This is a genomic window from Acidobacteriota bacterium, from assembly GCA_016184105.1.
Classification (GTDB): Bacteria; Acidobacteriota; Vicinamibacteria; order Vicinamibacterales; family 2-12-FULL-66-21; genus JACPDI01.
Map to the genome: position 1 here is coordinate 14,594 of JACPDI010000008.1, position 19,721 is coordinate 34,314.

At 68.9% G+C, this 19,721-nt stretch carries 19 protein-coding genes; 5 read left to right on the top strand and 14 right to left on the bottom strand.

Going from position 1 to position 19,721, the window contains the following annotated elements:
- Position 1 precedes the first annotated feature (1 nt).
- Both HYU53_02170 and HYU53_02175 read right to left on the bottom strand, forming a co-directional pair.
- Positions 2–1,603 (bottom strand): glycosyltransferase family 39 protein, encoded by a 1,602-nt coding sequence (locus HYU53_02170; GenBank protein ID MBI2219996.1) that lies wholly within the window; start codon positions 1,601–1,603, stop codon positions 2–4.
- Positions 1,603–2,961, bottom strand: a complete 1,359-nt coding sequence (locus tag HYU53_02175) for a hypothetical protein (protein ID MBI2219997.1) — start codon at positions 2,959–2,961, stop codon at positions 1,603–1,605. Before HYU53_02175 ends, HYU53_02170 begins: the two co-directional genes overlap by 1 nt.
- Positions 2,962–2,991: 30 nt before the next feature.
- On the opposite strand from HYU53_02175, the gene HYU53_02180 reads away from it, so the two are divergent.
- Positions 2,992–3,627 carry a hypothetical protein gene (locus HYU53_02180; GenBank protein ID MBI2219998.1) on the top strand — a complete coding sequence of 212 codons (636 nt, stop codon included), beginning with the start codon at positions 2,992–2,994 and terminating at the stop codon, positions 3,625–3,627.
- Between the two features lie 15 nt (positions 3,628–3,642).
- Here HYU53_02180 and HYU53_02185 read toward each other — a convergent pair whose 3' ends face one another.
- Together HYU53_02185 and HYU53_02190 are read right to left on the bottom strand one after the other, a co-directional pair.
- Positions 3,643–4,353: a hypothetical protein gene (locus tag HYU53_02185; protein ID MBI2219999.1), complete on the bottom strand. Its 711-nt coding sequence runs from the start codon at positions 4,351–4,353 to the stop codon at positions 3,643–3,645.
- Between the two features lie 175 nt (positions 4,354–4,528).
- The gene (locus HYU53_02190; GenBank protein MBI2220000.1) at positions 4,529–6,256 is read right to left on the bottom strand and encodes an amidase; all 1,728 of its coding nucleotides are present in this window, start codon (positions 6,254–6,256) and stop codon (positions 4,529–4,531) included.
- A 117-nt stretch (positions 6,257–6,373) separates the two neighbouring features.
- On the opposite strand from HYU53_02190, the gene HYU53_02195 reads away from it, so the two are divergent.
- The gene (locus HYU53_02195; GenBank protein ID MBI2220001.1) at positions 6,374–8,629 is read left to right on the top strand and encodes a GAF domain-containing sensor histidine kinase; all 2,256 of its coding nucleotides are present in this window, start codon (positions 6,374–6,376) and stop codon (positions 8,627–8,629) included.
- An 81-nt stretch (positions 8,630–8,710) separates the two neighbouring features.
- Here HYU53_02195 and HYU53_02200 read toward each other — a convergent pair whose 3' ends face one another.
- From HYU53_02200 to HYU53_02225, 6 genes are all read right to left on the bottom strand, one after another.
- Positions 8,711–8,917 (bottom strand): hypothetical protein, encoded by a 207-nt coding sequence (locus tag HYU53_02200; protein MBI2220002.1) that lies wholly within the window; start codon positions 8,915–8,917, stop codon positions 8,711–8,713.
- Positions 8,918–8,928: 11 nt separating this feature from the next.
- Positions 8,929–9,141 (bottom strand): hypothetical protein, encoded by a 213-nt coding sequence (locus tag HYU53_02205; protein ID MBI2220003.1) that lies wholly within the window; start codon positions 9,139–9,141, stop codon positions 8,929–8,931.
- Positions 9,142–9,264: 123 nt separating this feature from the next.
- The gene (locus HYU53_02210; protein MBI2220004.1) at positions 9,265–9,636 is read right to left on the bottom strand and encodes an RNA-binding protein; all 372 of its coding nucleotides are present in this window, start codon (positions 9,634–9,636) and stop codon (positions 9,265–9,267) included.
- A gap of 29 nt (positions 9,637–9,665) precedes the next feature.
- On the bottom strand, positions 9,666–10,826 hold the full coding sequence (locus tag HYU53_02215; GenBank protein MBI2220005.1) for a DEAD/DEAH box helicase: 1,161 nt from the start codon (positions 10,824–10,826) through the stop codon (positions 9,666–9,668).
- A 364-nt stretch (positions 10,827–11,190) separates the two neighbouring features.
- Positions 11,191–11,712, bottom strand: coding sequence for a CHRD domain-containing protein (locus HYU53_02220; protein MBI2220006.1), 522 nt, complete (start codon positions 11,710–11,712; stop codon positions 11,191–11,193).
- Between the two features lie 81 nt (positions 11,713–11,793).
- Complete coding sequence (locus HYU53_02225; GenBank protein ID MBI2220007.1) at positions 11,794–12,624, bottom strand: hypothetical protein; 831 nt, start codon at positions 12,622–12,624, stop codon at positions 11,794–11,796.
- A gap of 38 nt (positions 12,625–12,662) precedes the next feature.
- Here HYU53_02225 and HYU53_02230 point away from each other — a divergent pair, with 38 nt between their 5' ends.
- Positions 12,663–13,934 carry an MFS transporter gene (locus tag HYU53_02230; GenBank protein MBI2220008.1) on the top strand — a complete coding sequence of 424 codons (1,272 nt, stop codon included), beginning with the start codon at positions 12,663–12,665 and terminating at the stop codon, positions 13,932–13,934.
- A 21-nt stretch (positions 13,935–13,955) separates the two neighbouring features.
- Here HYU53_02230 and HYU53_02235 read toward each other — a convergent pair whose 3' ends face one another.
- On the bottom strand, positions 13,956–14,615 hold the full coding sequence (locus tag HYU53_02235) for a BACON domain-containing protein (protein ID MBI2220009.1): 660 nt from the start codon (positions 14,613–14,615) through the stop codon (positions 13,956–13,958).
- Positions 14,616–14,680: 65 nt separating this feature from the next.
- Here HYU53_02235 and HYU53_02240 point away from each other — a divergent pair, with 65 nt between their 5' ends.
- Positions 14,681–15,448, top strand: coding sequence for a hypothetical protein (locus HYU53_02240; GenBank protein MBI2220010.1), 768 nt, complete (start codon positions 14,681–14,683; stop codon positions 15,446–15,448).
- A gap of 253 nt (positions 15,449–15,701) precedes the next feature.
- Here the strand turns inward: HYU53_02240 and HYU53_02245 are convergent, their stop codons facing one another.
- The 3 genes from HYU53_02245 to HYU53_02255 all read right to left on the bottom strand — a co-directional run bounded on the left by HYU53_02245 (position 15,702) and on the right by HYU53_02255 (position 17,891).
- Positions 15,702–16,061 (bottom strand): helix-turn-helix domain-containing protein, encoded by a 360-nt coding sequence (locus HYU53_02245; protein MBI2220011.1) that lies wholly within the window; start codon positions 16,059–16,061, stop codon positions 15,702–15,704.
- Between the two features lie 322 nt (positions 16,062–16,383).
- On the bottom strand, positions 16,384–17,352 hold the full coding sequence (locus HYU53_02250; GenBank protein MBI2220012.1) for a M48 family metalloprotease: 969 nt from the start codon (positions 17,350–17,352) through the stop codon (positions 16,384–16,386).
- Positions 17,349–17,891 (bottom strand): BlaI/MecI/CopY family transcriptional regulator, encoded by a 543-nt coding sequence (locus tag HYU53_02255; GenBank protein MBI2220013.1) that lies wholly within the window; start codon positions 17,889–17,891, stop codon positions 17,349–17,351. Before HYU53_02255 ends, HYU53_02250 begins: the two co-directional genes overlap by 4 nt.
- A gap of 25 nt (positions 17,892–17,916) precedes the next feature.
- Between HYU53_02255 and HYU53_02260 the strand changes: the two genes are divergently transcribed.
- Positions 17,917–19,677 (top strand): sigma 54-interacting transcriptional regulator, encoded by a 1,761-nt coding sequence (locus tag HYU53_02260; GenBank protein ID MBI2220014.1) that lies wholly within the window; start codon positions 17,917–17,919, stop codon positions 19,675–19,677.
- The last annotated feature ends 44 nt before the right edge of the window (positions 19,678–19,721 follow it).

The following is a 19,721-nucleotide window of genomic DNA, read 5'->3' on the forward strand; positions in this document are numbered from 1 at the left end:
TCTACGGCCGGCGCCGGACGTAGAGCTCGAACTCCGGCCCGGCGCGTCTGATTCCTTCCAGCCCTGAAAGCGGAACGTAGAACGCGTCCTGCTGATCGTAGATGCGCTTCACCGTCGGATCCGATACGGTCGGGAACCTCCGCGCGAGCACGTAGCGTTCGTGGAGCAGGCGCTCGACCGACGGATGAACCCCGCTGTAGACGACCAGCGGCGAGCGCTGGACCAGAATCCAGTCCGGCTCGTCTGGTCGGAAGCGTCCGCTTATCGAGTCGAACCGCACGGAGCGGAGATCGGTCCGGCGTCGCCCGATATCGAGCGGCACGTGTCCGTAACTCTCGCCCGTCTGATAGATGAGGCTGCCGGGCGGAAGAATCTCGTTCAGCGCCCGGCCGGTTATCTCGCGGTTGTCAGGCCTGGCGAGCAGCCGATCGAGCAGAACGCTCTTGTACGCCGTCGGCGCGAGCATCAGCAGGGTCGCAGTCACCATTGCGCCACGGCGCCGCGCGGGCGACACGTTTCGCGTGGCCCAGCGTACGCCCTGCACGGTCAGCCAGGCCGCGGCGAGGCACAGGAACGGCACGACCGGCAGGATGTACCGGGCGAACACACCGAGCCCACGGCCGGCAACGATGTAATACGTGATCGGAAACGCCACGACGACGGCCGCTTGCCGAAAGCGGGTGACCAGCAACAGGAACGTCCCGGCGACGCCCGCGAGGAACATCGGCCAGCCCACGGCCGCCGGCAAGACCACACTGGCGTAGTACCACCATCCACGGCCCAGCACAATCGAATGCCCGGACAGGAACATCGACTGTGTGGCGGTCAACGCGCGGACCACGCGCGGCCAGTCGATCAGGACGTACGGAGACGTGGCGAACAGCGCGAGCGGAAAGGCGCACGCGAACAGGACGAGCGCCAGCACGTTCCTTCCGATCGCTCGCGTGCCGTCGGCCCGCTCTTCGTGCAGCCGCTGGGCGGCCGCGACGGCAAACGTAACGCACACGAGCACCGCGTTGTACTTCGCCGAGGTCGCGAGGCCGGCCGCGAGGCCCGCAAGCACCGCGCGCCGCGCGCCCCCTGACTGGCGCCAGTTCAGGATCGCGAGGACTGCAAGCATCACCAGCGCGGTCATGGTCACATCGGTCACGCCGAAGTGCGAGTCCCTCACGTGGAGGAAGGCCACCGCCAGGAAGGAGGCCGCCACGAGGCCAACCGTGCTGTCGAAAGCACGGCGGCCGATCCCATACGTCCACCACACCGCCAGCACGCCCATCAGGGCCGACAGGCCGCGGGAAATGCACAGGAAGGGTGAAATGTCGATCCGCCGGCTTTCGGCGAACGCCGCGAGCGTCGGGTACCCGCCGAACGGACGGGTCGCCAGAAAGTACAACGCGTACATCAGGGCCACCGTGTACGCGAATAGCGTCGGCCACTCGAGATACGGAGGGCGAAGGTTGCCCGACAGGAAGCCCACCGCGGGACCCGCAATCTGGGGTTCGTCCGGGCGAGCGCCCACGTGCGGGAGGCCGAACCCGATGCCCCAGATCCGCACCGCGGCAGCCGCGAGGACGACGAGCGCCAGCCGCCGGCCTTCGCGCATCAGCGGTCCGCCACCCTGCGGTAGACGACGCCGCCATCTGCCGTGATGATGGCGTACCAGGAAGACGTGCGCTCGATGCGGCCGCCGAGGATCTTGAACACGAACTCCGCATCGCCCGTAGGCGGGAGCGCGAAAGCCGTGCGGACCTGGCGCAGGGGCTGGCGCGAGGCCGCAATCCTGCGCGAGGCGCCGACAATCACTTCGTACTCCGGCATCCTCGAGGATCGCGCCGCGACCCGGGCGGGCGTGGCCCAGAGCGCAGCCGCGAGCGCGGCAGCGCCCAGCAGCGCCGCGCCCCGCCGCGAGCGCGCCAGCGTCGTGACGCCCAGCACGGCGGTCAGCCCGGCGGCGGGCATCAACGGGAGGTAATAGTACGCATCGAGCTCCGCAAGAAAGAACGCATAGCCGGCGATTGCCGCCAGCTGTGGCACGAGCGTGATCGCCAGCACCGTCCAGTCGCGGCGGTAGCGAATCGCGACGCCGATCCCGCACGCCAGCAGCGTCCATCCAACGGCCTCGAGCGAGGGACTCCACGGAGAGGCCTGCAGGTATTGCACCGCGGCCAGATACCCGTCGACACTCGCCATCACCCGCGGGCCTTCGCGTCCGGAAAGGATCTGCCCCACGCTTCCCGACACGGCGCCCATCGCGCTGTCGCGGAACCCCCGGGAAGCCTGGTGGATCACGTACGGCAGTTGCAGGAGCGCAACGGCCGCGACAATCGCCAGCGCGTTGCGGCCAACGGCGCGGCGGTCTCCACGGGCACGCGCGTCGAACAGGATCGCGGCAAAGACACCGGCCGTCACGAAAACCGCACCGGTGTAGGCGTGGATCGCGCTCCACGCCACGGCCGCCGTCAGGCCGGCAGCCGCCGGCGAGCGGCGAGGCACGTCGAGCAGCACGAGTGCCATCGCGACCTTCGCGAGGGTCGCGCCGATCACGGGATTCCAGATGACGGCTGCGAAGCTGAGGTCGAACGGTGAAGTGACGATCAGCACGATGGTCGCCAGGGCCGTCCATGGCGATCGGAAGCGTCGCCAGATGGCGACCAGGAGCAACGTGTCGGCGGCCGTTCCCAGGATCGCCTGGCCGATGCCGCCCGCATGCGGCAGGTTGTCAGCCCATGGCCCCACCGTCACGCGAACGAACCACAGAATCCAGTAGAAGGCGGGCCCGATCGTGTAGCCCCCGACGTGCGTGGCTGGCCCGACGAGCGGCAGGCTCGTGAATGGACCGAGCGCGATCCCCCAGTCACGCACCTGGTCGCGCTGCAACGGAAAGTCCGATGCGACGCCCCACACGCGCGTCGTCAGCGTGCCGGCAAAAACGAGAAGCGCGACCCAGGACTGTATCCGCAATTCGCCGCTGGATTATACTGGAGTCGCTCCGTGGCCGACCTTCGCTCCTACGTCTTCCTCGATTCCCTGCAGGACCAGCACGCGGCGTTTCTCGGCACCGTGGCGCAGGGCTTTCTGCCGCTGCCGGGCGACGCATCGCTGTGGGTGGAGATCGCGCCGGGCATCGAGATCAACCGAATCACCGACATCGCGGTCAAAGCGACCGCCGTGCGCCCGGGGATGCAGATCGTCGAGCGGTTGTTCGGCCTGCTCGAAGTCCATTCCCCCTCGCAGGCGGAAGTCCTCGCCGCCGGCGCCGCGATCCTCGAGTCGCTCGGGCTGAAGAAAGAGGATCGCTGGAAGCCCCGCATCCTCTCGAGCCAGGTGATTCACAACATCGACCCGCACCACGCGCAGCTGATCAACCGCATGCGGCACGGGCACCTGCTCGTCGCGCGCCAGAGCCTGTTCGTGCTGGAAGTGGGGCCGGCCGCCTACGCCGTGCTCGCCGCGAACGAGGCCGAGAAGCACGCGCGCATCAACATCCTGGAGGTCCGCGCGTTCGGCTCGTTCGGCCGAATCTATCTGGGAGGCGAGGAGCGCGACGTGCTCGCGGGGCACCGCGCCGCCATCGACGCGCTCGAAGCGGTCACCGGCAAGGAGATGGCCGCGTCCAAGCGGGCGTAGCGGGCAACTGCGACGCTACGGCTTCCACCGGCAGCTTCGCGCGAGTCCGTCGAGCACCCGATCGAAACCGCGGACGTCGAAATCAGCGACGACCGGCGAGCCATTGTACGGTGTGAACCCGAAGCGGAGGGTGCGCGCCTGCGCGATCCGGCGCGCCGTGGCAACGGCATCGGGCGCGAACAGTCCCGCGTAGTCATCCGACGCAACCCAGTGCTCGGCATGTCCGGCGGCCCCGTCGTACGCCACCTGCACGGTATGCCGGCCGTCGTCCCCTTCCATCGCCGCGGCCGATTCGGTCAGCACGAACACTTCCCCCGCGCCGTTGGCGCAGCGAACGGTCAGAACGGGCCGCACGCGTCGCGCCCAGGTGGAGATGTCGTTTTCCGCCGGAAGCTCGTACACCACTTCGCGGTACCGGGTTCCCGCATTGACGACGCCGCCGACCCACTTGGGCGTGGACGCGGCCTCGACCGGTGCGGGGGATGTCGATGGTGCGGTTGACGGCGCTGGCGGCGCAGCGCTCGCATCGGTGCGTCCCATCGCGGCTTCCGGCGCGCGCGCCATCAGGAACACCACGATGCCGGCGCCGGCCAGCACGCCCACGCCGGCTATCGCCGCGACAGGCCAGCCGGCGGTGGAAGGACTCGGCGTGCTTGCGGCCGGCCCGGCGGCAGTCGGCTGACTGCGCTGCTGCGGCGCAGTCCCGTTTTCGTCGGCACTCTGCATAAATTGTCGGCGCTTCGGCGGAGCGCCGCCCGGCAAGCGCCGCAAACGCCATACCCGGCGCCGAAGTGCGAAGATTCCGGCAAACAACCGCGTACGGCGGCGGTCCCGAATTACGTTCCTGGCGCGGGGTTACAAATCGAGTTCCGCGCGTTCTGCGCCTGCTGCGGCAGCCCTGTCAGGGCGCTGAGGCGGGCGGCACGCGCTTCTTCGTCGCCTGCTCGAAGGCATACGCAAGCCCAATCAGTCGCGGCTCGCTGCAGGCGGTACCGGTGAAGCTGACGCCGTACGGCTGCGGCTTCGCGTCGAACCCCGCGGGAAACGGCGCGGCCTGTCCGGGCGGCACGTTCGGCACGAGCCCGAAGGGCACCATCACCGTCGGATAACCCGGCCGCGCAGCCAGAGCCGACCCGCTGGAGCCGGGAAACAGCAGCGCGTCGAGCTTGTGCTGCTCGATCGCCGCGTCGATGCCGTTGGTCGCGGCCAGCAGCCTGTCTTTCGCCCGGTCCGCCTCCCACCGCGCGCGGTCCCTTTCCACGTCCATCTCGTCCGAGATGTCCAGGTTCGCCTGCTCGTATTTGATCGCGCCCGCCTTGCGATGCTCCTCGTTCCACTGGCGAAGGCCGGTCAGCGTCTTCACGGGTGCCGCCGGCCCGAGCGTGCCCAGCCACGCGTTGAAGTCGCGCTTCATGCCGTACTTCAGCGCGACGGAGCAATTCTCATCTTTCCCCTTCGCGTTGTCCGCTCCCGAGCAGATGCCCCAGTTCAGGAAGTTCTTCGCCGCGTCCGGGTCGGTGATGCTGGGAATGTCCGCCGGGTCGACGATCTCCGCCCCCTGCGCCTTCAGCGTCTCGATGGCCTCCGCCATCACGCGTGCCTGCTCGGCATTCAGGCCGCCGCGCTGGCGATCGCTGCCGGGCACCGGAACGCGCTCGTAGAAGAAGGCGCGCGGGATGCCGATGCGCGCCCCCTTCAGGGCGTCATCCCGCAAAGAGGCGGTGTAATCATTTCCCGGCGGCGGCGCGCACGCGCTCGTCGCCGCATCGTGCGGGTCCGGATTGCCGCGCTCGAGCACGCCGAGCAGGATCGCCGCGTCGGCGACGCTCTTCGCCATCGGGCCGGCGGTGTCCTGGTCGGCGGTGATCGGGATGATTCCGTAGCGGCTCACGCGCCCCACCGTCGGCTTGATCGCCGCAAGCATGTTCTGGTTCGCGGGGCTGAGAATCGATCCCGAGGTTTCGGTGCCGATGTTGGCGGCCCAGAAATTTGCCGCGGTTCCGATGCCGGAACTCGACCCGCCCGTACCCATTGCCGGGCGGCCGTCAAAGGTCGCCTCGCGCGGATCGCGCCGCGGATCGTACGGGTTCATGCCGTATCCGCTGAGCGCGTTGTAGTTGGCCGGCATCCCGCTCGCCACCCAGTTCGCCAGCTCGGTGAGCACCGTCTTCGCGATGATGATGGCGCCCGCCTCGCGCAGGTTCCGCGTCACGGTCGCCTCGTACGGCGGGGTGAAACCGTCGAAGGCCAGCGCCCCGCCGGTCGTGGGCATATTCGTCGTGTGGATGTTGTCCTTGAGCGCGATGGGGATCCCGTGCAGCGGCCCGCGCGTCCGTCCCGCGGCGCGCTCGCGGTCGCGCTCGTCGGCCTCCTTCAGCGCGCCGGGATTCACGGCCATGACGCCGTTCAGCTTGTCTTCGTACAGCGCAATGCGGACCAGGTACTGCTGCACGAGCTCGCGCGACGTCACCCGCCCCCGCTCCATCGCCGCACGCATCTCGGCGATCGATCGTTCGGCAACGGAGAACGGCGCGGTTCCGGTCCTGGCGGTGGCGCGTGCCGGGCGCTGCGCCGTGCTCGAGCTGGAGAGCAGAATCGCGACCACCAACGCGAAACAGATGTGCTTCATCGCGTTGCATTGTAGCGCGCGACGTTATAATCGGCAGACGATCCCTGGAGATTGCCTCGCCTGCTCCCCTGGGCAACCTCTGCTTTTGTCGGCGAGGCCATGCGTTTCAATCTCTCTGTGCATCGGCGGCAGGCACTTGCGTTCGCACTGGCACCCGCGCTTGTTGGCGTAGCGCTGTGGCTCGAGTTGCGGCTGGCGAGCGCCTCCGCCACGCGCTTCCTCTTCTTCGCCTTCTCGCCCGCGGTCGGTCTGGTCGCGCTCGTCGGCGGGTTTGGGCCCGGGATGTTGGCGCTGCTGCTCTCCGCGCTCGCGAGCGATTTCTACCTGCTCAGCGCCGGCGACCTGTTCCACGTCGACGGCCCCGCGGAGGCCATCGCGCTCTCGGGTTTCATCGCCGCCTGGCTCCCCATGACCCTGCTGGCGGGACGCCTGAACCGCCACTGGCGCGAGAAGGATCGGCAGCGCATCGTCGCCGAGCGGGCGGCCGCGCGCGCCGATCGACTCGAGCAGATGACCGCCGCGCTCGCCAAGGCGGTGCAGCCGGCCGACGCCATCGAGGCGTGCGTGCAGGAGGCCGCTCACTGGCTCCAGGCGAATGCCGGGGCGGTGCTGCTCGTCACCGACGACGGGTCCGCCCTGGAACTCGCCCGGGCGATCGGATATCCGGAGCCTCTCAGGGCGATGCTGGCGCACGTGCCGATCGAACAGGCGGGCCCGATGGGTGACGCGGTCGGCCGGCGCGCGCCGGTCTTCCTCGACTCACCCGACGAATACCTGCGCGAGTACGGCGGCGCGGCCCCTTCTCTGTACCCACGCGAGCATCAGGCCACCATCGCCGTACCGCTCATCACGAGCGCCGGCGTAGGGGCGGTCCTGCGGCTCGACTTCCACGGGGCGCGCGCCTTCGACGCCGAGGACCGCGACCTGCTCGCGCAGCTCGCGCCCCGCGCGGCCCAGGCGCTCGATCGGACGCGCCAGCACGAGTCGGCGCAGCGCGCGCGGGCCGAGGCGGAACTGCTGCGGCAGCGCGCGGACCTCGAACTCGCCGAGCGGCTGAAGATCGAGCAGGCGCTGCGCTCGAGCGAGGTGCGGTACCGATCGCTGGCCGCGCGCACGAGCCGCCTGCACGCGCTCACCGCCGCGCTCTCCGAAGCGGTTGCGGTGGAGGCGGTGGCCCGCGCGGTGGTCCAGCGCGGCCGCATCGTGGTGGGCGCGACCGCCGCCGACGTGCTCCTGCTCGTGGACGACGGAGGGACCTTCGAGCGGTTGTATGCGGATCCCGCAGAGGGGATCGGCACGCGCGTTCGGGCCGAGCGCGGCCTGTGCGCCACCGATGCGCTCACGACGCGCGCGCCCGTCTTCATCCGCACCTTCGAGGAAATGCAGGAGCGGTGCTGGCTGTCGGCCGCCGCCGCGGCCGACGGCGGCTACACATCGTCAGCCGCGCTGCCGCTCATCGTGGAGGGAACCGTGATCGGCGTGCTCTCCTTCCACTTCACCGTGCCGGTCAGTTTTGATGACGACTACAAGGCGCTGTTGATCTCGGTCGCGCAGCACTGCGCGCAGGCGATCGATCGGGCGCGGCTGTACGAGTCGGCCCAGCGGGCGCGCGCGGAGGCGGAGGTCGCCAACCGCCTGAAGGACGACTTCCTGTCGATCGTGTCGCACGAGCTGCGCACGCCGCTCAGCTCGATCCTGGGCTGGGCGACGATCCTGCAGCGGCCGTCGGTGGAACCGGCGGTCGCGAGCCGCGCGGTGCAGTCGATCCGCGACAACGCGACGCGCCAGGCGAAACTCGTCGAAGACCTGCTCGACTTCTCGCGCATCGTCGCGGGACGGCTGATGCTCGACCGGCAGCACGTGAGCATCCGCGACGTCCTGCGCGGCGTCTGCGAGACGGTGCTGCCGGTGGCGGCGGCGCAGGGTATCGACTTGCAGTACTCGGATGTGCCGGAGGCGACCGTCATGGGAGATCTGCGCAGGCTGGAGCAGATCTTTCTCAACCTCCTGAGCAACGCGCTGAAGTTCACGCCGTCTGGCGGCGTCGTGCAGCTCTCGGTGGCGGTGGCCGGATCGCAGGTCGAGATCCGCGTCAGCGACACGGGCGTCGGCATCGAGCCGGAGTTCCTCCCGCACGTGTTCGAGCGCTTCCGCCAGGCGGAGCCGAGCACCTCGCGCACGCACGACGGCGTCGGGCTGGGGCTGTCGATTGCCAAGCAGCTCGTCGAAGCGCACGACGGCACGATTGCCGTCTTCAGCGAGGGGCACGGCCGCGGCACGACGTTCGTCGTGACGCTGCCCGGGGCCGCGCGGGCCGACGAGCCCGCGCGCACCTGGTCGTTCGCCGATTCGGAAGAGGAAGCCGGGGTGTAAGGGGGCTGGGAGTCTGTCGGGGGATCGATAACCCCATTGCCATCGTGCGATTATCCGATTCCCCCGATTGCCAATTGCCGATTATGTGGAGTTGCCGCTTCGTCGTCCGCGTTTCGGCGCAGCGGCCGGGGCCGGCGCGTCGCTGCGCGTGAGCGACACCATCGAGGTGACGAATTTGCGCACGCCACCGTGATCGAAGGCGATCAGCGTGTGGTGCTCGTTCGTTTCGACGATCGTGCCCGGGCCGTAATCCGGCTGATGGACGCGAGCGCCTTTCGCGAAGACCATGTTGGTGCTCCTCATTCCCCTTCCAGGTCTTCCAGGTCGTACGGCGGCGGCTGCGGGCCCGGGCGGATGCCGGCGATGTCGGGATCCTCATCGCCTTCGCGCCGCGGCGTGTTCGCCCGGCGCTCCTTGGCTTCCTGCCGGCGCGCAGCCTTCTGGTTGCGTTTCTCGGCCAGCGCGCGCTCGCGCTGGCGCTTGAGTTGCGTCGGTCGGGACTTGCCTGCCATCGAGGTCTCCTGAAAGCAGTGGTCGGTGGTCGGTGGTCACCGGGCGGCGCTCACCGCTCATTGCTCATTGCTCATTGCTCATTGCTCACTGGCCGCCAACCACTGGCCACTGACCACCAAACATTACCAGCGCGGCTCGGACCGCCGGCCACCGCCGCCGCCGAAGCCGCCACGGCCACCGCCGCCGCCGCGTCCGCCGCGTCCGCCGCGCCCCTGGCCGCCGCCGCCGCCAAAGCCGCCCGAGTCGGGCTTGGGCCGGGCCTCGTTCACGGTGAGCGTGCGCCCGCCAAACTGCGCGTCGTTCAGCTGTTCGATCGCCTTCTGCGCATCCCCATCCGAGACCATCTCGACGAACGCGAACCCGCGCGCCCGTCCGGTCGCCATGTCGCGCATGACGCGCACGGAGTCAACCGCGCCCGCCTGTTCGAACAGCGTCTGCAGGTCCCCTTCGGTCGTCTCGAAGGGCAGGTTCCCGACGTAAAGCTTGCGGCCCATGCTCTCTCTCTCTTTCTTTCTCTGCCTGGTTAGTTTCCGGCGTTCGGTTCGCCGACGGCCAGATTGAGCGCCCGTTCGAGCGCGCGGAACGCGCCGACTTCCTCCGGCGCGACGAGGGTGAGGGCCACGCCGGACGCTTCCGCGCGCCCGGTCCGCCCCACACGGTGGACGTAGGCGTCGGGCGAGTCCGGCACCTCGAAGTTGATGACGTGCCCGATGCCCTCGATGTCGAGGCCGCGGGCCGCGATGTCGGTCGCCACAAGCGCCGTGAACCGTCCGGCGCGGAATCCCTCGACGGCGGCCGTGCGCTGCTCCTGCGTGCGGTCGGCGTGGAGCGCCGCGCACCGGATGCCGGACGCCGCGAGCCGCCGCGCCACGCGGTCGGCGCCGCGCTTCGTGCGGGTGAAAATGAGCGTGGGTTCCTTTTCGCGCTTCAGGAAGCGCGAGAGCCACTCCACCTTCTCGCCGGAGGCCACGTGGTGCGCGCGGTGCGTGACGGTGACCGCCGCTCCGCCGGTGATCCCCACCTGGATCATCTTCGCGTCCGGCATGATCTCGACGGCCGACCGGAACACGTCGTCGGACATCGTCGCCGAGAAGAACAAGGTCTGCCGCTTCGCGGGGAGCGTGGACACGATGCGCCGCACGCTCGGCCAGAAGCCCATGTCGAGCATGCGATCCGCCTCGTCCAGCACGAGCACTTCGAGCCGGTCGAAGCGATGGCTGAAGGTGCTCATGTGATCGAGCAGGCGCCCGGGGGTCGCGACGACGACGTCCACGCCGGCGCGCAACGCGCGCTCCTGGCCTCCCGCCTCCACGCCGCCGTAGACGGCGACCGCGGACAGACCGGTGTGGTAGGCAAGCCCCTGGAAGTCTTCTTCGATCTGCACGGCCAGCTCGCGTGTGGGCGCGAGGACGAGCACGCGCGTGCTCGGCCGGTCCGCCTCCGCCCCGGCGGCGGCCTCCGGCACGTCGCGGCCGGCACCGTCGCGCGACCCGAGCAGCCCCTCGATGATCGGCACGAGGAACGCCGCCGTCTTGCCGGTGCCGGTCTGCGCGCAGCCGATCAGGTCTTCGCCCGCGAGCACGAGCGGGATCGCGGCGCTCTGGACCGGCGTCGTGCGCACGAATCCCCTGTCTTCGATGCCTTGAAGCAGGGTCGGGTCCAGGTCGAGATCGCCGAACTCAATCGGCGTCGGGTCGTGCTCGACCGGCGTGAAGGGGTGCGCGAAGGTGCCGGGCTGGCGGGGCGCCGGCAGCGAACGCGCGCCCGCGCCGCGGTTCCTGCCGCCGCGTCCGGGGCGTCTCCTGCGGTTGTTGCTGCTGTGTGGTGCTGCTGAACTCAATCTAAGAAGGGCGTTGTTGGAGGGAGAGTCAACGGCCGGAAAGCCGGCTGGGCAGATATCTCGATCCTTCGCTCATCTCTCCTGTCTGCGGATATTGTCTCACGAACGGCCGGTTCTGCAAATCTGAGCCGGAAAAGTGAGCCGTCCACCGCAGAACGCGCGGAATATGCCGAGCTGCGGCTTCGGCGCGTTCTGCGGCGGATTCCGGTTATTGCCGGACGAGCTGCCCCCGCACGGCTCCCCCGGGGTTCACCGGCGTGTGCACGTTGAAATAGAACCCGGCCGGGTTCGCGACCATCGCATTGGCCACGTTGACCGGCACGTTGACGCCCGCCACACTGATGACCCCGCTACCGTTTGGCATCGAGATGCCCGTCGCCGGGGTCAGCCCCGTGTTGACCCGAACGCCGCCGGCGACGCCGGAACCCCCTTCGTGGATGTGCGCCAGGATCGCCGTGCTCCCCGGGGGAAACCCCAGGAGCGAGGCGCTGAACGACGCGGTCGCGCTGGTGATCGCATCGGAAGCACCGCGCTGGACGTCCATCATGATCGTGACGCTGCCCAGGGCGCCCGATTCGGCGTTGCCGATCGGCGGCACTTCGTTCTGCGCGCTGAGCTGCGCGGTGAACACGATGGAGCCGGGGGACGGAGCCGTCGGCGAATCGCCGCCGCACCCGGCGGCGGCGGCCAGCAAGGCCGCGAGGGGTGCCAGGACTCGAAAACGGTGCATGTGCTTCTCCTTGCGCCGCGCACCCGCAAACACCATGCCCCGGAAATCGGCCTGAAAAGGCCCGAAGGCAGGCGGGCCGGCTTACCGCGCCGGTAAGGACTTACGGGCCGTGAAAAGGACGCGGCCCAGCGTGAACTGCAGCGATTCTCTTGGAACGCCGGTGACGAAGGGCCCGATGATCCAGCCAAGCCCGAACGGGATGTCGCGCGAGAGCGAGATCGACTCGCATTGGACGTAGGCGCCGCCGTCGCCCTCGCCCACGCGCCAATACGTGTTCAGGCGCCACATGAAGCCGGTGTCGTTCTCAATCGGCTTCTCGTGTTCCTGCGCGGTGCCCGCTTCGGCAACTTCCGCGACGCGGGTGCTGCGGATCCGGCTGTAGGCCCGGGTCGAATCGGGATGGAAGAATTCCGCCTCGCTCTCGGTGTCCAGCGTCACCGACAGCACCTTCTTCATGTGGAACCGCAGGAACAGGCGGAACCGCCGGCCGTCGCGCCAGAGCGTGCGCGATCGCTCGACGTGCGGCTTGAAGATCTCCGCGTGGCGATCGTAGTCCTGGAGCAGCGAGACGATCTCCGCTGCGCTCGCGCCCGGCACGAACACCAGGCCCACCCAGTGGTGGATCATCCCGTCCGGCACGTCTTTCCCCGGCATCTCCAGGCGATCCATGAGCACCTCGCCCCGCCGCAACCGCGCCTCGGCGTCTTTCCGGCGCGCAGGGGGCAGCGTGTCGGTCCAGAAGAACGCCGTGCCGGACCGCACCTCCTCGTCCATGCGCGCCTCCGACAGGCGGACGTACCGCTCGAAGGCCTCGCGGGTCTTCGGCCCGAGCTGCGCGGCAAAGACGGGCGCGCCCGCGGCGGCAATCGCGAACGCGCCAAACGCCGCAATCCATCGCAGGCGCGCGCGCATGGCAGCGCGTTGTTGCACTGCATTAGACTAACGCCGCTATGGTCACCCCGTCGACACGTCCCGGCCCCACGCGCGCCTACCGCTGGCTGGTGCTGGCCTTCGTCAGCCTGGCGATGTTCGGCAACTACTATGCGTTCGACGCGCTGAACCCGGTCGGGCCGCTGCTCGAGTCGCAGCTCGGGTTCACCCAGGCGCAAATCGGGCTGCTCGACACCTCCTATAACATCGCCGCCCTCCTGGTGCTGCTCGCTGGGGGCGTCATCATCGACCGCGCCGGCACCAAGCGCGCGATGATCGCGTTCGGCGCGATCACGATGCTCGGTGCGTTCGTCATCGCCGTGGCATCAACGCCGATCGCGATGGCGGCTGGACGGTTCGTCATGGGCATCGGGGCCGAACCGCTCATCGTCGCGGCGACCACGGTGCTCGGCCGCTGGTTCAAGGGCAGAGAACTGGGGTTCGCGATGGGCGTGAACCTCATGATTGCGAGGTTCGGGTCGGTCGCGGCCGACAACTCGCCCAACTTCGCCAGCGGCCTGTTCCACTCGTGGCAGCCGCCGCTGGTCCTCGCCGGTCTCATCGCATCCACATGCCTGGTTGGCGGGATCATCTACGCGGTGCTGGAGCGGCGGGCGGAGCGCGAGTTCCCGCGCGACACGAGCGTGACGACAGACAAGCTCGTTCTGGCGGATCTCGTCCGCTTCGATCGCTCGTACTGGTACGTCGTCGGGCTGTGCGTGACGTTCTACTCCGCGATGTTCCCGTTCCGGCGGTTTGCGAACATCTTCTTCGTCCACGCGCACGGCGTCTCGCCGGAGCAGGCGGCGTTCCTGAACGGCCTGCTGCCGCTGACGGCGATGTTTGCCACACCGCTCTTCGGCCTTCTCGTTGACAAGGTCGGCCGCCGCTCGCTGCTGATGACCGCGGGCTCGCTGCTGCTCTTCCCCGCCTTTCTGCTCATGGCGTACACACGGATGCCACTGTCGATCCCGGTGGCCCTGCTGGGTATCGCCTTCTCGCTCGTGCCGGCGATCCTGTGGCCGTCTGTCGCATATCTGGTGGATGAGAAGCGGCTGGGCACCGCGTACGCGCTCATGACGTTCTGCCAGCAGATTGGCTGGGGAGCGATGGCCTGGGCGATCGGCCGTGCGAACGACGCCTCGGCGGCCGGTGCGGACCATCCCGCCGGCTACGTGCCGGGCATGTGGATGTTCGCGGCGCTCGGGCTCATGGGGCTCTTCTTCTCGTTCCTGCTCTGGCGGTCCGAGAAAGGACCACGCGCGCACGGACTCGAAACGATCCGAAGCTGACGCTCGCGCCACAGCGGGTCGCTACCCACCGCCCTGCGTGACGGTGAAATCCATGCCCCCCACCCTGATTGTTCCGCTGCGCGCCGCGCCGGTGTTTGCGGCGGCGCGATAGCTCACCGCGCCCGACCCGGTGCCGCTCGCACCTGCGGTCACCGCGAGCCAGGCGACCGTCGACGTGGCGGTCCACGCGCAGTTCGCCGCGGTGTCAACGTTGAAGCTGCCGGTGGTTTCCGCCGCGCCCAGCATCTGCGAAGTCGGCGCGATGGTGTACGTGCACGGCGGCGGCGCCCCGTCCTGCGAAATTGAGAACGCCTGTCCCGCGATCGTCAGGGTCGTCGCCCGCGCCGTGGTCGCGGCATTGGGATCGACGGTAAAGGAAACGGTGCCGCTGCCACTGCCAGTCGCACCAGACGTGATCCGCGCCCAGGCGTCGGCCGGGTTTGACACGGCCACCCACGCGCATCCCGTCCCCGTGGTGACTGACACGCTCCCGGTTCCGCCACCCGCGGCAATCTGCGCCGACATCGCGCTCAGCGAGTACGCGCATCCGGTCGACTGCTGGATCGTGAATGTCTGGCCGCCGGCGGTGATCGCCGCCGCTCGTCCCGGCCCGCTCGACGCGTTCACTGAAAACTGAATCGTGCCGCTGCCCGATCCTGCCGCGCCGGACGTGATGCGCACCCACGGCTGCGAAGCGGACGCGGTCCAGGCGCAGCCGGCACGCGAAGTTCTGGCTCGACGGATCGATGCTGTACGTGCAGCCGGATGCCTGCGTCACGGTGAACACGTGCCCGTCCACCCGCAGAGTGCCGGCTCGCGTCGAGCCGGTGGTCCCATGGACCTCGTACGCCACCGCGCCGTTTCCGGTGCCTTGCGCACCCTCCACGATCGCGATCCAGCCGACGTCGCTGCGCGCCGCCCACGAGCACCGGGTGCTGCTCGCCGTGACGATAATCGTGCGCCGCTCTCCCGCCGGTGATACCGACTGGCTCGTCGGCGCCACCCCGAACACGCAGGGCGACGCCTCCTGCGAGATCGCCAACTGCTGCTCGCCAACGGTAATCGCTGCCCGCCGCTCCGACGGATCCCGGTTCGCGCTGACGCTGAATCCAACCTGCCCTTCACCCTGGCCGGCGGCCTGCGCCGCCAACTGGATCCAGTTTCCCGACGCCGACGCGGACCAGGCGCACTCCCGGTTGGTGGTCACGGCGACGATGCCGTTTCCGCCTCCGGAACCAAACGCCGACGGCTGCGCCGCGGCGCTCAGCGGGCACTTCGATGTGGAAGGCGCGGTAACAGACTGGGTAGAAGAGCCGCACGCCGCCGCCCCTGCGATCGCCAGCACGAACGGCACGATGGTCATAAACCGCCGCATATCCGTCCTTGCGCGCAACGATCCGCGGCTCAGCTCGCCCACGCGTGTGTCTCTGGTTCAAGAAGCATTCCCCGGGTTTCCCGGCAAGATCCGGCTGCAATTCGCGCCGACTACATGGAGAAGGGGCTGGCGCCGTTGATTCGCCTGCTCCGAAGACACCCGGCGCGCGCTGACGCGACTTTTCAGGGGCTCGGCAGGGACCCGGCGGACGTGGGAATGCTGCTCGACGTGGACCGCGACATCGCGTGCCGCACAGGCCTGCACTGCGCGCCCCTCGTGCACGAGCAACTCCGCACGGCGGTCCGTTCAACACGGATGAGGAGGTCGCAACGACCATCGCCGGGGTGACAAAGATCGCCAGCCTCCACAGGCCGGCGGCGGGCCACTGAGGCTCAGGCGATATCGCCCGCCAGCTTGCGCGACGCGATGCGGCCGGCGCGCGGCTCGAAAGCAGGGTCCGTCCGAGCCGTCGCCGGCTCCGTCCGCTCGGGACGTCCGCCGAGCCACGCCAGATCGGAGAAGATCTCGCAGAACTCGGCAACGACCTCGTCAGGGTCGAGCCCCACGGCGCTCGCGTAGCTCCGGACATACGCGCGACTGTAAAGGCCGCCGGGCCAGCGCGTGCAGTCCCCTGCCTCCAGCGCGGCAAGCATGCTGCGATTGATCTTGGTCGCATCCGCGATGGCCTGGATGCTGACGCCGCGCCGCTCCCGCTGATGCCGCAGCTTGTCGCCGAAATCCTGCGCCGTCACCAAGTGTGCTCCTCGCCTCTCGCGCGGGCTTCCGCCAGCCACTGTCCGCTCACGGGCTCACTGCTGATGCCGGCTCCTCCACTTTTCCGCTTCCGCCATGCCGCGGCAACCGCCGCGACACACGCCACCGCGCCTGCCACAATCCAGAGTTTGATCATGCGAGTCGAAAAGGGAAATTGATGGCGGAACGAGGAGCAAGAACGGTTCCGCTGACGACGAGGCAGAAATTCGCGACATGTGGCCGTGCGAGCCGCGACGCGCGTCAGGCTGGATGGGTAAGACTTACGCGATTACACGGTCGCGCGTTCGGCGCGTAGAATTTTCACGGCAGATGCACGAGAGCTTCCGTGACTTCCTGAACGAAGGCCAGCGCCGCCGGCCACGGCATCGCGCCGATCGTCAGGGCCACCGCGACCACCGAGCACGCCGCGCGCGCCACGCTCACGGAACGGGCGTCCGATGCCGCGCCGCCGGCAATCAGTCGCCGCACGCGGTCGCCAACGGGATGACCGTCGTGAAACAGAGCGCAGCCGTAATCCGGCATTCGATTCCCGGCTGCCAGGCGCGCCACTTTGACGAGCGCGGACGCCAGCCTTGCCGCTTCCTTCTCGCACCCGCCCGCGGCCGCCGCGTCGGCTGAAAATTCCGCGGCCTGGTGCCATCGATCCTCGATTTCGCGCGCGCGCGCCGTCCAGGAGAGCACGTCCGGCGCGAACGCGAAGAGCCGCCTCTTCGCGTTGTCCCACGAACGGTGATGAGCGATCTCGTGCGCGATAGCGGCGTTCAGCTCTTCCGCATCCAGCGCGGCGAGAACCTGCTCTGACACGTACAGGCGGGGGCGAACGACACCGGCGAGCAGCATCACAGCGCCGGCGTCCGGAACGGCGAAGGCGGGAACGGGCGCGCCAGGATGGTCGATCGGTCGCGCGCCTGCCACGCACGCCCGAAGCGCCCGCGACGTCCGGCGAAGGGAGCGAACGCCGCGCATCATCGCCGCGCCCAGCAACAGCCCGCCGCCAATCGACAGGACCCGCGCGACCGCTCCCGTGGCTTCCTCCACGCCGCGCGGCTCCAGCCACATGTAGGCCGGAATCGCGAAGCCGGCCGTCGCAATCACGGACACCAGCAAGGGGAGGAAGCGCCAGACAAGAAACGTCCGCGGGTGAGTCGATCCGGCAAACGACCGCTCTGCCGCCGCGTGAGACACCAGGAACCCCAGCGACGCGACCACGTTCACGGCGCAGAACCATGCGAGCGCGACCTGGAGGCCGAACAGCATGTGCCCGATCATGGTGAAGAGTCCAGACTGCGCCGCTTCTCGCGGACGAATCGCTCCAGCTCGTCGAGCAGCTCGCGATCTTTCGCGCCGATGTCGTCCACGAGGTTGGACACGAGCTGCATCGCGAAGCGGTGCGCCGGCATTGCCGGGGAATACCGGTACGCCTTCCCTGCCTTGGCGCGCGCCAGGAATCCTTTCTTATAGAGGCGATCCAGCGTCGTCATGACCGTGGTGTAGGCCACCGTCTGCCGGAGCTGCTCGTGCACCTCGCGGACGGAGAGGTCCGACGCCGCGCGCCACACGACTTCCATCACGTCGCGCTCGAGCTTCCCGAGCCCCCGTCGCCAAAAGGTGAAGCGGAACGGCACGCGGAGAGTATAAGCGACGAGAGAATAAGGGGGACAGTCACACTTTCCTGGGCCGCCGCTTCGGAAAGTGTGACTGTCCCCCTTATTACGTCCTCGGGCGCCGTGATCCCGGCAACAGAGTGTTGCAGCGCGCCGGCCCGTCCGCAGAAGCCCCCCATTCTCAATGGGTTGCCGGGCTGGCATAGACTTCCGATACGCCCCGGGCGGCATGGCGCCGACCTCTACTCCTCCCACCGCCGAGATCATTCTTGGAAACATCGCCGACGCGATCGCGCTGCTCGATCTCGACGGGCGCATCGTCTATGCGAACGACCGGCTCGCGGAGTTGTTCGGCCGCACGCCCGATGCGTTGCGAGGCCGGAGGTGGACCGACCTGCTGGATGCGGAGTCTGCGGCGCGGCTCGATCCCGCCAACTGGGCGGACCTCGAATGCCCCGAAGCCCACTTCAATGTCGATTTGCCGGCCACCACGGGCGCAGAGCACACGTTCTGCCTCACCGCGTCGCCGGTCCGGGACCAGAGCGGCCGCACGATTGGCGTGCTCGAGAACTTCCGCGGCATGGACAAGCTCCGCGACATCATCCTGGAGCTTCACGAAGTCGCCGACGCCATTCGGCGCGAGAAGGACAAGACCGAACAGGTGATCGACTCGATCGCCGACGGCATTTTCACGGTCGATCGCCACATGGTGATCCGATCGCTCTCGCCCCGTATGGAGCGGCTTGTCGGGATCGAGGCGGCCGCGGCGGTCGGGCGCGCGTGCAGCCAGGTGTTTCGCGGCTCCAAGTGCGCGACCGACTGCCCGATGCGTTGGACGCTCGAGCGCGGCGCGGTCGTCGAGCGCTGCCGCGAGCTGGTCCGGCGGGCGGACGGTTCGAGCGTCGCGGTGTCGGTGACAACCGCGTTCCTGCATGATGCCCACGGCGGGGTCGAGGGCCTCATCGGCGTCGTGCGCGATCAAACCGAGATCGAGCAGCTGCGCCGGGCGGTGAACGAGCGGTTCACGACGCACGATCTGGTGGGCCGGAGCGCGGCGATGCGCCAGCTCGTTGACGCCATCGACGCGGTGGCCGACACCGACGCCACCGTGCTCATCAGCGGCGAGACCGGCACCGGCAAGGAGCTGGTCGCGCGCGCCATCCACAACGCGAGCGCGCGGCGCGACAAGCCGTTCCTCACGCTCAACTGCGCCGCGCTCAACGACAACCTGCTGGAGAGCGAGCTGTTCGGCCACGTGCGCGGCGCCTACACCGGTGCGGTCTCTGATAAGCCGGGGCGCTTCGAGGTGGCGGCCGGGGGCACGATCTTCCTGGACGAGATCGGCGACACGACGCCGGCGTTTCAGGCCAAGCTGCTCCGCGTCCTGCAGGAGAAGACGTTCGAGCGTGTGGGCGACAGCCGCACCAGGCGCGCGGATGTCCGCATCATCGCGGCGACGAACCGCGACCTCCTCCGCCTCGTGCACGAAGAGCGCTTCCGGGAGGACCTCTACTATCGCCTGGCGGTCGTGCCCATCGCCGTCCCGCCGCTTCGAAGCCGCGTGGAGGACATTCCCCTGCTCGTGGAGCACTTCATCGCCAAGTACCGGCCGCGCCACTTCGCGGGTCGCGAGGACGCCTTCGAGGGGATCTCGAACCGGGCGCTCGCGCTGATGCTGCAGTATGCCTGGCCGGGCAACGTACGCGAGCTGGAGCACGCCATCGAATACGCGATGGTGTCCACGACGACGAGCCGGATCGAGCGGCGGTTCCTGCCGGCGCCGCTGCGACAGCTCCAGCCACCGGACGAATCACCCGGAACCTCCGGCGAAGAGTCGCCGCCGGCGCCCCCGGACACTCCGGCCGCGCAGTTACGCCGCGTGCTCGAGGCGCACCGCTGGAACGCCTCGCGCGCCGCGCGCGCGCTCGGCATCAGCCGGACGACCCTCTGGCGCCGGATGAGGGCGTTCAGACTGCTCGAGCCGCGCTGAACATGTTGTTGCGCTGAAACGGGGCGTTTCAGCCCTCGCGCAAC